Annotated in this window: 10 protein-coding genes; all 10 read left to right on the top strand. The window is 73.6% G+C overall.

From position 1 onward, the window contains the following. Positions 1-208 precede the first annotated feature (208 nt). The 10 genes from B9S64_RS28630 to B9S64_RS28585 all read left to right on the top strand — a co-directional run bounded on the left by B9S64_RS28630 (position 209) and on the right by B9S64_RS28585 (position 12,258). Positions 209-1,177, top strand: coding sequence for an isocitrate lyase/phosphoenolpyruvate mutase family protein (locus B9S64_RS28630; RefSeq protein ID WP_103489011.1), 969 nt, complete (start codon positions 209-211; stop codon positions 1,175-1,177). A 155-nt stretch (positions 1,178-1,332) separates the two neighbouring features. Further along, the gene (locus B9S64_RS28625; RefSeq protein WP_258037696.1) at positions 1,333-1,854 is read left to right on the top strand and encodes a hypothetical protein; all 522 of its coding nucleotides are present in this window, start codon (positions 1,333-1,335) and stop codon (positions 1,852-1,854) included. Positions 1,855-2,358: 504 nt separating this feature from the next. Then, the gene (locus tag B9S64_RS28620; protein WP_103489013.1) at positions 2,359-4,488 is read left to right on the top strand and encodes a hypothetical protein; all 2,130 of its coding nucleotides are present in this window, start codon (positions 2,359-2,361) and stop codon (positions 4,486-4,488) included. Positions 4,489-4,567: 79 nt separating this feature from the next. After that, positions 4,568-6,448, top strand: coding sequence for a GT4 family glycosyltransferase PelF (gene pelF, locus B9S64_RS28615; protein ID WP_258317587.1), 1,881 nt, complete (start codon positions 4,568-4,570; stop codon positions 6,446-6,448). Continuing rightward, a complete protein-coding gene (locus tag B9S64_RS28610; RefSeq protein ID WP_109492159.1) occupies positions 6,445-7,830 on the top strand; it encodes a hypothetical protein in 1,386 nt (461 codons plus the stop codon). Before pelF ends, B9S64_RS28610 begins: the two co-directional genes overlap by 4 nt. 62 nt (positions 7,831-7,892) lie before the next feature. After that, entirely contained in the window at positions 7,893-8,894 is a 1,002-nt protein-coding gene (locus B9S64_RS28605; protein ID WP_103491414.1) for an SDR family NAD(P)-dependent oxidoreductase, read from the top strand. A 44-nt stretch (positions 8,895-8,938) separates the two neighbouring features. Next, entirely contained in the window at positions 8,939-9,652 is a 714-nt protein-coding gene (locus B9S64_RS28600; RefSeq protein ID WP_103491413.1) for a sugar phosphate nucleotidyltransferase, read from the top strand. Positions 9,653-9,659: 7 nt separating this feature from the next. Further along, complete coding sequence (locus B9S64_RS28595; protein WP_103491412.1) at positions 9,660-10,607, top strand: NAD(P)-dependent oxidoreductase; 948 nt, start codon at positions 9,660-9,662, stop codon at positions 10,605-10,607. Then, positions 10,604-11,263, top strand: coding sequence for a spherulation-specific family 4 protein (locus B9S64_RS28590; protein ID WP_103491411.1), 660 nt, complete (start codon positions 10,604-10,606; stop codon positions 11,261-11,263). The genes B9S64_RS28595 and B9S64_RS28590 overlap by 4 nt, the downstream gene beginning before the upstream one ends. Continuing rightward, positions 11,260-12,258 (top strand): endo alpha-1,4 polygalactosaminidase, encoded by a 999-nt coding sequence (locus tag B9S64_RS28585; RefSeq protein ID WP_103491410.1) that lies wholly within the window; start codon positions 11,260-11,262, stop codon positions 12,256-12,258. The genes B9S64_RS28590 and B9S64_RS28585 overlap by 4 nt, the downstream gene beginning before the upstream one ends. Positions 12,259-12,287: the final 29 nt, after the last annotated feature.

Here is a 12,287-nt window from a genome sequence, read left to right as displayed (position 1 = left end):
CGCACGTGGACACGGTGCATAGGAGGAGAACGTAAGCCCCGCCCCACAGCGGGGCAAGACCATCGCCGTGCAGCGGACGGAGTCGATCATGTATCGCACCCGAGCGGTCCACACCCCGACCGGGGGTTTCGCGCGGATCGGGAGCCTCTCCTGATCCGCCGAGGACGGTTCGGTCCTCACCGAACGGTCCCGCGCCTAGCGTCGGAGTATGACGCACACGACGCACGGGGCCGACCACGACGAGCCCTCCGGAACCGCGTCGGGCGGCGCCCCGGACACCCCGGCCGGCGGGCGCCCGCCGGGCGATTTCGCGCTGCTGCACCACCAGGACACCCCTCTGCTGCTGCCCAACGCCTGGGACCACGCCTCCGCGGCCGCCCTGGCCGGGCAGGGGTTCCCCGCGATCGGCACGACCAGCCTGGGCGTGGCCGCCGCCGTAGGCCTGCCGGACGGGACTGCGGCCACCCGCGACGCGACCCTGGCGCTGGCACGACGTCTCGGGCAGGACTCCTTCCTGTTCAGCGTCGACGCGGAGGGCGGCTTCAGCGACGACGTGGCGGAGGTGGCCGGACTGGCCCGTGAGCTGTACCGCCTGGGCGCGGCGGGGATCAATCTTGAGGACGGCCGCCCGGACGGCACGCTCGCCCCGGCCGGTCTGCACGCCGCGAAGATCACCGCGGTCAAGGCGGCCGCGCCCGCGCTGTTCGTGAACGCGCGCACCGACACCCACTGGCTGGGCAAGCGGACAAAGGAGACCGAGGCGCGCCTCGCGGTCTACCAACAGGCCGGGGCGGACGGGGTGTTCGTACCGGGACTCCGCGACCCGGCCGAGATCTCGGCACTCGCCGCCCGCTCGGTGGTCCCGCTGAACATCCTGTACACACCGGGCGGTTCGAGCCTCGCGGAACTGGCCGCGCTGGGTGTCCGCAGGATCAGCCTCGGCTCGTTGCTCTACCGGCGCGCACTGGAGGCGGCGGTGGCCACCGCGACCGGCGTCCGGGACGGCCGGGCGAGCGAACCGGTCGCGCTGTCCTACGCCGATGTGCGGGGGCTGTCGCGGTCCCGCTCCGGGGTGCCCGCGCGCCCCGCCGCGCCCGGGGAAGCGACCGGTATGCGCCATTGCCGCGACGGCGCCCGCTCCCGGCCGGGACCCGGGGCGGACCCGGAGCAGAGGTGACTCCCGTCCCCCGCGTCGTGCGGAAACACACCCGCACCCATGCCGTGAAGGTGGCGTCACGATACCTTCACACCGCGAACACTTCCGGCCGCATCGCGCGCCCGGTCCGCCGACCGGGCAGACGACCGCGTCACGGCTCTCATAGCCTCCCGGCCATGCGACGCACACAGATGAGACGCCTGGGACTCGCCTCCGTCTTCGCCCTCTTCCTCGCCCTGTTCGGCCTGGCACCGGCCGCGCACGCCGCGGAGCCGGCCGAGCTGACCTTCACCACCGACACGGCCACCACCACGCCGGGCGGCACGGTGAACCTGTCGATGACGCTCACCAACCACCAGAACTACGACGTCTGGTTCGTCTACCAGACGATCGACCCGACCTGGCTGACCACCCAGCGCCCCGACCTGCGGTACAGCTTCACCGGATGCAGCCTGGCCACCGCCACCGGCAGCACCCCCTGTTCGGGCACCGGGCCCGCCGACCTCGGCGGCAACTACGGCACCACCGTGCCGCCCGGCCAGGCCAGGACCGTCACCCTCACCCTGAAGATCGCGGACGACTCAGGGTGCAACGGCGACATCGGCTTCTACTCGTACTTCTACACGGAGTTCAGCGACAGCACGAGCGTCACCGGCGGCCCGGTGTACACCCCCGAGACCCGCGTGCTCTGCGCGTGACCGCGCTCCCTTCGAACCGCACCTAGGGCCTGTGTCGAAAGTCGGTTCCGGCCCCGCACCCGGCACGCCATCGGCGGCCGGCCCGCGCACCGCGCGCGGGCCGGCCGCCACCGTCGTTCCACGGCCGGGTTGACCTGAAACCGCTCGTAATGCTCCGGAACGCCCGGACCGCGGAACCGCCGCCGCTCCCCCGGCACAGCCGTCCACGGCTGCCGCCACCCCGCGCTCACAACGACGTCGTCCCAGGTCACGGAGCCAGTACCACCATCGGGTCCTGGCAGGACGACGCCCGTCCGGCCGGTTTGCCCCCACTCCCCAGCTCATTACCTACCTGCGGTTTTCCGTCACGTTTCGCGCTAGTCACACAAAAGCTTCATAGGCCCATCACGATATGGAGGGACTGATGCGAGTGACCGGTACCTGAGGGGGGCGCCGGCGCCCGCACGGAGTCGTGCGCGTTTCCACGGAGCGCCGCACACTCCGCCCTGGGGAGGGGACCGAAGCATGAAGCGCCACATCCACGCGGTCTTATGCGCGGTGGGCACACTCCTGGCCTCGTTGAGCCTGTCCGCGGGCCCGGCACAGGCGGACGGCACGACGCCCCGCGTCGATCTGCGGGTCCTGGTCGTGAGCGACGGCGGCCCGGCCACCGGCGCGATAGCCGCCGAACTCGACACGGCGGGCACGCCCTGGACCGAGATCGACCTCACCGCGCCGGGCCGCCCGGTCATCGACGCCGGCTTCCTGGCGGACACGGTGGAGGGACGGCAGCGCGCGAAGTTCCAGGCCGTGGTCCTGCCCAACGACAACCCCTTCCCGGCCGGTTCGGCCGAGATGGCGGCGCTCGCCGCGTACGAGCAGACGTACGCGATCCCGCAGGTGGACGCCTACACCTACGCGCGCCCCGCGGCCGGGCTGAAGACCCCGGACAACGGCGGGTACGCGGGCAGCGTGGACGGTGTCCGGGCCGAGGTGACGGCGGCCGGTCTGGCCGGCCCCTTCGGCTACCTCGACGGTGACGTGCCCTTCGAGGACATCTCGCCGACCGTCGGGGAGAGTTACGCCTACCTGTCCACCCCGGCCGACGGCGCGGACTTCACCCCGTACGTCGACGCGCCGATCCCGGGGAAGACCGCCCGGGGCTCGCTGGTGGGCGAGTACCGGCACGACGGGCGGCGCGAGCTGGTCGTCACGTTCGTCTACAACCAGTACCAGCAGCAGTTCCGGCTGCTGGCGCGCGGCATCGTGGACTGGATGACCGGCGGCACCCGTCTGGGGGCCTCGCACAACTACTTCGCCGTCCACGTGGACGACGTGTTCGCCGCCGACGACCGCTGGAACTCCGACCTCAACTGCACCCCGGGGGACGTGGACTGCGCCGACAGCAGTGTCGAGCCCGACCCGATCCGCATGGAGCCGGACGACGTCGCCCACGCCACCGCCTGGCAGGACGCGCACGGCCTGACCCTGGACCTGGCGTACAACGCCGTGGGCAGCGTGGACCACCGCGCGGAGAACGGCGGCGCGGACGCGCTGGCCGACCGGTTCGTCACGGACCGCAACGCCTTCCGCTGGATCAACCACACGTACACGCACGCCTTCCTCGGCTGTGTCCAGGACACCACCGTGGTGCCGTGGAAGTGCGCCACCACCCCCGGCGGCGCCACCGAATGGGTCACGCGCGCCGAGATCTCCGACGAGATCTCCACCAACCGCGCCTGGGGCGAGGCCGCCGGTCTGCCGTTGCGCCCCGGTGAGCTGGTGACCGGCGAGCACTCGGGTATGAAGGTCACCCCGCAGCAGCCCCAGGACAACCCGAACCTGGCGGGCGCCCTCTCCGACAACGGCATCGAGTGGATCGGGTCGGACAACTCCCGTGATCCGCGGCAGCGTCAGGTCGGCCCCGCGCTGACGGTGTCGCGCTACCCGATGAACATCTTCTACAACGCCGGACACGCGGCCGAGCAGGTCGACGAGTACAACTGGATCTACACCTCCCGCGCCCAGGGCGGCAGCGGCATCTGCGAGGACAACCCCGCCACCTCCACCTGCCTGCCGGAGCCGCTGGACCCGGCGACGGGTTACGAGGACTACATCGTGCCGCTGGAGACGCGGATCGCGCTGGGACACGTCCTCGCCAACGACCCCCGGCCGCACTTCATCCACCAGTCGAACCTGGCCGAGGACCGCATCGCCTACCCGGTGCTGACCGGTGTCACCGACGGGTACGCGGCGCTGTTCGCCGACGACACCCCGCTGGTGAACCTGCGCATGGAGGACATCGGCACGGAGATGCGGCAGCGGCAGGAGTGGCGGACGGCCCTGGAGGCGGGCGAGGTCGTCGCGTACCGCGTCGGCTCCACGGTGACCGTGCGGGCGCCCGAAGGGGTGGCCGTCCCCGCGACGATGCCCGCCGGGACGTCCGAGGGGTCCGCCGCGTTCGGTGACGCCTACGCGGGCGGGCTGTCCGGCTGGACCGTGCCCGGCACGCAGCCGCTCACCCTCACCCTGCCGGCGTCGGCGTCCGCGCCGGCCGTGGCCGCGGGCGGCGTCTTCGACCCGACGAGCACCGCGCCCCGGCTCCCCGTCCCCGCCGGGGTCACCGAGCCCGCTCCGTACACGCCGAAGAACTGACCGGCCCCGCACGCACGCGCGCGGTGCCGGCCTGCGCCGGCACCGGCATGCCCTCACAGACCCGATGGTGGAGCCATCCATGCACGTTCTCCACGGCTCACGACCGCCTCACGCGACGCGAGTCACGCTGCTCACCGAAGGAACATATCCCCATAGCCACGGCGGGGTGAGCGTCTGGTGCGACCAGATCGTCCAGGGCATGCCTGACATCGAGTTCGAGGTCGTCGCCGTGACCGGCACCGGGCGGGAACCCGTCGTGTGGGACACGCCCTCGCACGTCTCCCGCATCCGTTCCGTCCCCATGTGGGGGCCCACACCGGCCGGTCAGCCACCGCGCGGCCGGCGTGGGCGGCGGCTCGCCGCCGCCTGGGAGCGGTTCGCCACGGCCCTGCTCGACCCGTGCGCCGAGGACGGCTTCGCGCCCGCCCTGTACACGATGGCCCACGCGGCGGGTGACGGGGCGCTGAGTCCCTTCCTCCGCAGCGACCGGGCGATATCGGTGCTCACCTCGGTGTGGAACCGGCCGGGGCTGATGGTCCGTGAGGCCCGGCCCACCCTGCACGACGCCCTCACCGCACTCACCCTCGTCGAACACGCGCTGCGCCCGCTGGCCGCCGCCCCGCCCCGGGACGGTGTGGCCCACGCGGTGAGCGGCGGGGTCGCGGTGCTTCCGGGCCTCGCCGCACTCGAACGGCACGGTGTGCCGCTGCTGTTGACGGAGCACGGGGTGTACCTGAGGGAGCGTTACCTCGGCTACCGCACCGCTCCCTACCGGTGGCCCGTCAAGGCGGTCGTCCTCGGCTTCTTCCGGCTGCTGGCCGAGGAGACCTACCGGCGGGCCGCCCTCATCACCCCGGGCAACCGCTACAACCGGCTGTGGGAGGAGCAGGGCGGGGCCGACCCCCGGCTGATCCGCACGGTCTACAACGGCGTGGACCCGGCCGCCTTCCCACCCGCCGGGCCCGAGCCCGACGTGCCCACCCTGAGCTGGGCCGGACGGGTCGACCCGATCAAGGACCTGGAGACGCTGATCCGCGCCTTCGCCCTGGTCCGCGAGCGACTGCCGTCCGCCCGGCTGCGGTTGTTCGGCGGCACTCCGCGCGGCGGCGAGGCCTACCGGCAGCGGTGCGAGGCGCTGGCCGAACGGCTCGGGCACGCGGACGCGGTCACGTTCGAGGGCCGGGTGGACGACATCACGGACGCGTACGCGGCCGGTAACGTCGTCATGCTGTCCAGCATCAGCGAGGGCTTCCCCTTCACCCTCATCGAGGCGATGTCATGCGGACGGGCCACCGTCTCCACGGATGTCGGCGGGGTACGGGAGGCCGTCGGCGACACCGGGCTGGTCGTGCCGCCGCGCGATCCGGCCGCGATGGCCGCGGCGGCGCTGGAGCTGCTGGGCGCCCCGGAACGCAGGGGGCGGATGGGCGAGGCGGCCCGGCTGAGGGTGATCGAACAGTTCACCCTCCGGCAGACCGTGGACACCTTCCGCTCCATCTACCTCGAACTCTCCGAGCGCGGCGCGGACCGGGCGACGGAGGCCGCCGAGGCGGCGTACCCCGGCACGCTCGCGGGCGCGGCCACGACGGCGGCCCCGGGGGCCGGGACCGCCGGCACCGGTGTCGCGGCCGCCTCCGACCGGGCCTTCGGGACCGGCCGTCCGGGCGTCCGTACGGCGGGGCTCGGCCCTGCGGCGGCGGGGCTCGGCCCGGCCGCCGGGGGGCCGCATGCCGCCCCGGCCCCGGTCGTCGGCCCGGTCCTCGCGCCGGCCCTCGTGGGCGGCCCGCCACGGCACGCGCGGCCGCACCTTGGTGAGCCGTCTCGCCCCGGCCCGGCGGCGCACCCCGGACCGTCGCCGTACGCCGCGCCGTCGCCGCACCCCGGCCCGGCGGCGCACCCGGCCCCCTCGCCGTACGCCGGTCCGGCGCCCGAGCCCGTCGCCAGGAGCGTGGCCGGATGAGCGGACCGCTGGCACTGGAACCCGGCGGCTCCACGGACGACACGCTGTCCCTGCGGCTGGCCGACGACGACCGTGAGCGGACCGTCGCCCTGCGCCTCCCGGGCCGGGGCCCGCACGAGGACGCGGTGGACCGCCTCGCCGCCGAGCTGACCGACCGTATCGGCCCCGCCGTGCACCCGTACGAGGTCGCCGCGGTGCTGGAGTCGGAGGGTCTGGCCGCGGAGGTCATCCGCGACACCTACGGCCACCCGGACCTGTTCTCGCTCGCCGCGGCCCTCCACGAACGGGTGCCGCGCAGCTTCCCCGAACCGCCGCGCCCCGCCGATCCGTGGCGGCCGGACCATGTGCGATGTGCCCTGCGCGGGGCGCTGTTCGCCCTTCCGGGTCTCGCGCACCTGCTCACCGGGCCGCTGTGGGCGTCCGGCCGGGGCGTCGCCGCCCTGGTCGTGGCGGGGCTCGTCTCCTGGGCCTGGGGGCAGGCGCTCGGCCACCGCGCCTATCTGCGGCTGGCCTCGGGCCCCCGGGAGTGCGGCCGGACGCTGCTGGCGGGGGCGCCGGTGGGTGCCGTGCTGGCGACGGCGGCCGGGACGGCGGTGGCCGGGGTGGGCCCGACCGCGCTGTTCGTGGCCGGGCAGTCGGTGTATCTGGCGGGGGCCGGTGTGCTGCTGGTGCTGGGCCGGGAACGGCTGCTGCTGGCCGCGCTCGCCCCGGTCGTCGCGGTGGCGGCGGTGCTGCCGTGGTGGGAGCCCGGGACCCCGGCGAGGGTCGCCCTGCCCCTGCTGTCGGTCGTGGCGACCGTCGCCGCGGCCGGCCGGGCCCTCGCCGGCCCGCTGCGCACCGCGCCCGCCCCCGGCGCCGCCCGGCCCCGGCCGGTGCTCTCCCTGCCGTACGGCCTGTTCGGTCTGGCGGCGGGGGTGCTGGTGCTGGTGGAGGGGCGGCGGGAGCCGTACGCGGTCGTCGTGCTGACGGTGAGCATGGGGCTCGCCGAGTGGCTGCTGTACCGGTACCGCGGACTGTCCGTGGCGGCCCTGCGGGCGGCGGCCACCCCGGCGGCGTTCCGGCTGCGTTCCGCCGGGGTCCTCGGGCTCTGCCTGCTCGCGTACCTCGCGCCCCTGGCCCCCGCCGCGCTGCTCACCGGCGCCGAACCGGTGCCGCTGCTGCTGATCGCGGCGACCCTGTGGACGGCACTGCTCCTTCAGGCGTTCGGGGTGGCGTGGGTACCGGCCGCCGTGTGCCTCACGGCGGCCGCCTCGGTGGGGGCCGTCACCCTGATCGGTGTCGAGCGGGATCTCCTGGCCCTGTCCCTCTGTTACGGGGCGGCCGCGGCCGCCCTGGGGGCGTGGGCGCTGCGCACGCTGGGGCGGCCCTCGGCCCACGCCTGAAGGGGCCGCGCCTCACCCGGCTTCATCTGATTACGCGTCACCGACCGAAAGGAACCGTCACGTTGACCTCCACCCCGCTCGCCGCCGTCACCGGAGCCGAGGGATTCATCGGCTCGCACCTCGTCGAAGCCCTCGTGGCCGCCGGGCACCGCGTACGGGCCATGGCGCAGTACAACTCCTTCTCCTCGTACGGCTGGCTGGAGACCCTGTCCGAGGAGGTGCTGGCCGAGGTCGAGATCGTCCTCGGCGACGTACGGGACCCGGGTTCGGTTCGCGGCTTCGCCGAAGGGGCCGACTGCGTCTACCACTTGGCCGCGCTCATCGCCATCCCGTACAGCTACCGGGCCCCGCACAGCTACGTGGACACCAATGTCACCGGCACCTTGAACGTCCTGGAGGCCGTACGCGCGCTGGGCACCCCCCGGCTCGTACACACGTCCACCAGCGAGACGTACGGCACCGCGCAGACCGTGCCGATCACCGAGGACCACCCGATCCACACCCAGTCCCCCTACGCGGCGTCGAAGGCGGGCGGGGACCGGCTGGCCGACAGCTACCACGCCAGTTTCGGCACACCCGTGGTGACGCTGCGGCCGTTCAACACCTTCGGTCCCCGGCAGTCGATGCGGGCCGTGATCCCGACCGTCATCGGCCAGCTCGCCGCCGGGGAGCGCGTCATCACCCTCGGCGATCTGCGGCCGACCAGGGACTTCACCTATGTCGAGGACACCGCGCGGGCGTTCCTCGCCGTGGGGACCGCCGACGCCGGTCAGGTGGTGGGCCGGACCTTCAACGCCGGGACCGGCGGCGAGATCTCCGTCGGTGACCTGGTCGCCCTGATCGGCAAGGTGACCGGTACCGAGGTGGAGGTCCGCGAGGACGCCGAGCGGGTCCGGCCGGCGGCCTCCGAGGTGATGCGGCTCGTCGCGGACGCGACCCGGTTGCGCGAGACCACCGGCTGGGCGCCCGCCCACGACCTGGAGCGGGGCCTCGCGCGCACGGCCGAGTTCTTCCAGGACCCGGCCAACCTGGCGCGCTACAAGACCGGCATCTACAACGTCTGACCCGTCCGGCACGACCACGCACCACGTCGACGATGGAGGAACCCATGCACGTAGTGATCCTGGCGGGTGGCAAGGGTGTCCGGCTGCGGCCCTACACCACCGCACTGCCCAAACCCCTGGTGCCGATCGGTGACCAGCACGCGATCCTGGAGATCGTGCTGCGGCAGCTCGCCGATGCCGGATTCACCAGCTGCACCCTCGCGATCGGTCATCTGGGAGGGATCATCCGGGCCTATGTCGGCGACGGCTCCCAGTGGGGCCTGGACATCGACTACGCCACCGAGGAGAGCCCGCTCGGTACGATGGGGCCCCTGCTCAACCTGCGCGAGAGACTTCCGGAGTCGTTCCTCGTGATGAACGGCGACATCCTCACCGACCTCGACTACGCCGACGTGCTGCGCCGGCACCGGGAGTCGAACGCCCCGCTGACCATCGCCACGTACGCCCGGAAGGTGCACATCGACTTCGGGGTGCTGACGACCGACGCCAGCCGGGTCGTCGCCTTCACCGAGAAGCCCAGCATGGACTACCGCGTCTCCATGGGCGTCTACGGTCTCTCGCGGGAGACGCTGGACCCCTACACCCCCGGGCTGCCCCTGGGCTTCGACGAACTCGTGCTCGATCTGTTGGAGCGTCAGAATCCGCCGCACGCGTACGAGTTCGATGGCTACTGGCTCGACATAGGGCGCCCCGACGACTACGACCAGGCCAACGCGGAGTTCACCAGCCGCAAGTCGCTGCTGCTCAAGGGAGTCTGACCTCGTCATGCGTGTTCTCGTCCTCGGCGCCACCGGCTATCTCGGCGGCCATGTCGCCGCGTTGCTGGACCGTACGCCGGACACGGTCCTCCTGCGGGCGGGCCGGTCACCCGGCGACCGGTACCGCGTCGATCTGGCCGACGCCGGCATCGACGCGTCGGCGTGGGCCCTGGAGTCCGCGGCCCCCGACGCGGTGATCAACTGCGCCGGGGCGGTCGGCGGTGACGCCGTGGAACTCGCCGAGGCCAACGCCCGGGGCCCCGCGGTGCTGTGTGCCGCGCTGCGGCGTGCGGCACCCGGGGCGCGGCTCGTGCACCTCGGGTCCGCCGCGGAGTACGGGCCGGGCGCCGAGGGCGTCGCGGTGACCGAGTCGGCGGCCACCGGCCCGGTCGCCCCGTACGGCGCGACCAAGCTGGCCGGCACGGTGGCCGTGACCTCGTCCGGACTCGACGCGGTGGTGTTGCGCGTGGGCAATCCGGTGGGTCCGGGAGCCCCGTCGGCCGGTCTGCCGGGCCGGGTCGCCGGACTGCTGCGCGCGGCGGGCCGCGACCCGGAGGCGGTGCTCCGGCTGGGTGACCTGTCCGCGTACCGCGATTTCGTGGACGTACGGGACGTGGCGCGTGCGGCGGTTCTGGCGGCGACCGCGCCGGGGCCGTTGCCCGGTGTGCTGAACATCGGCGGGGGCCGGGCCGTCCCGGTGCGGGAGCTGGTGGCCTCGCTGGCCCGGATCGCCGGGTTCCCGGGGCGGATCGAGGAGCGGGGCGAGAAGGGCGGTTCGGTGCGTTCGGGAGGGGTTTCATGGCAGTGCTCGGACAACTCGGCGGCCGGCACCGCCCTGGGGTGGCGGCCGGCGTTCTCCCTGGACGAGGCGTTGACCGCGCTGTGGGAGGCGGGGGCCGCGCCGCCGCCCCCACGGCTCCTGCCCGCGTCGGTGGAAGGCGGTCGTGCCCCGTGAGCCTCCTCGTCCCCCTCTACGTCCATCCGGCCGAGGACCCCGGCGCCTGGCACCGGCTGATCGCGGCCGCGCGGCGCACGTACGCGGTCGTGCTCAATCCGGCGAGCGGGCCGGGCACGGCCCCCGACCCCGCCTATGTCTCCGCCGCCGGTGCCCTGCGGTCGGCGGGTGCGCATGTGCTCGGCTATGTGGACACCGACTACGGCGAACGTCCGCCGTCCGAGGTCGCGGACGAGGTCGCGAAGCACCGGGACTGGTACCAGGCGGACGGCTGCTTCCTCGACCGGACCCCCTCCGGACCGGCCGAACTGCCCGCCTGCCGACGGCTGGTGCGGCGGATCAGACGGTCGGGGGTCCCACTGGTGGCACTGAATCCCGGCGTGCACCCGGCACCGGGATACGTCCGGGCGGCCGATCTCGTCGTGACGTTCGAGGGGCACTGGTCGACCTATGTGTCGGCCTTCAGCAGGCCGGAGTGGGCGGTGCGGCAGCCACCCGACCGGTTCTGCCATCTGGTCTACGGGGTTCCCGCCGCGCTGATCCCGCTGGCCGTCCGTACCGCCCGCGAGCGCGGCGCGGCGGTGTCGGGGCCGGTCACCGGCGAACTGCCCAACCCCTGGTCGCGGTTGACGCCGGCACTGGGCGGTGGGCAGTGACGGCCCGGGGCGGGCGTCCGGGCCGGGCGCGTCTGCTGCCGGCCGCCGCCCTCGTGGCGGCGGTGCTGGCCGGATGCACCACCGGGAGCGGCGAGGAACACGGGAGTGCGAGCGGCGGCCCGATGCCCTCCCCGTCCGGACGTACGAGCCCGGGGGTCCCGCGCGAGGGCGGGGGCGAAAGCACGGACGGAACCACGGACGGAACCGAGGCGCCGGGCGGTGGGCCCGCAGCCGGTTCCTCCACGCCGGGCCGCACCGCGGAGAGCCGCTCGCCCGGTTCCTCCTCCCCCGAGGCCGCCCGGTGGCGTCCCCGGCCGGGGACGCCGTGGCAGTGGCAGCTGGACGGCAGGGTGGACCCGTCGGTGGACGTACCGGTCTACGACATCGACGGTTTCGAGAACTCGGCCGCGGACGTGGCCCGCCTGCACGCGGACGGGCGCAAGGTGATCTGTTACCTCAACGCGGGTGCCTGGGAGGACTTCCGGCCGGACCACAAGTCCTTCCCGGCGTCCGTGCTCGGCAGGACCAACGGCTGGGACGGTGAACGCTGGCTGGACATCCGCCGGTTGGACGTCCTGCGTCCGATCATGGAACGCCGGGTGGACATGTGCCGGACCAAGGGCTTCGACGCGGTGGAGCCGGACCTCCTGGAGGGGTACGCGAACAAGACCGGCTTCCCTCTCAGCGGGGCCGACCAGGTGGCGTACAACCGGATGATCGCGGACATCGTCCACGAGCGGGGGCTGTCCGTCGGCCTGAAGAACGATCTGGCCCAGATCCCGCAACTGGTCCGGCACTTCGACTTCGCGGTCAACGAGGAGTGCGCGCAGTACGGGGAGTGCGAGCGGCTGAAGCCGTTCGTGGCGGCGGGCAAGGCCGTCTTCCACGTGGAGTACGAGGAACGCACCGAGGACTTCTGCGCAGAGTCCCGCGCCCTGAAGCTGTCGTCCATGCGCAAGCGCCTCGACCTCGACGTGTGGCGCGATCCCTGCTGAGCGACTTACGGTTGACGGCCCGTCAGGGC

It is taken from the genome of Streptomyces sp. SM18 (assembly GCF_002910775.2).
Classification (GTDB): Bacteria; Actinomycetota; Actinomycetes; order Streptomycetales; family Streptomycetaceae; genus Streptomyces; species Streptomyces halstedii.
The sequence above is the reverse complement of the archived record's forward strand: the minus strand, read 5'-3'. Positions and strand labels throughout refer to the sequence as shown.

Bases quoted from the DNA above. Each gene is read 5' to 3' on its own strand.
- B9S64_RS28625 (WP_258037696.1), top strand. From the start codon at position 1,333: ATGCGACGCACACAGATGAGACGCCTGGGACTCGCCTCCGTCTTCGCC.
- B9S64_RS28595 (WP_103491412.1), top strand. From the start codon at position 9,660: ATGCGTGTTCTCGTCCTCGGCGCCACCGGCTATCTCGGCGGCCATGTC.
- B9S64_RS28610 (WP_109492159.1), top strand. From the start codon at position 6,445: ATGAGCGGACCGCTGGCACTGGAACCCGGCGGCTCCACGGACGACACG.
- B9S64_RS28630 (WP_103489011.1), top strand. From the start codon at position 209: ATGACGCACACGACGCACGGGGCCGACCACGACGAGCCCTCCGGAACC.
- B9S64_RS28600 (WP_103491413.1), top strand. From the start codon at position 8,939: ATGCACGTAGTGATCCTGGCGGGTGGCAAGGGTGTCCGGCTGCGGCCC.
- B9S64_RS28620 (WP_103489013.1), top strand. From the start codon at position 2,359: ATGAAGCGCCACATCCACGCGGTCTTATGCGCGGTGGGCACACTCCTG.
- pelF (WP_258317587.1), top strand. From the start codon at position 4,568: ATGCACGTTCTCCACGGCTCACGACCGCCTCACGCGACGCGAGTCACG.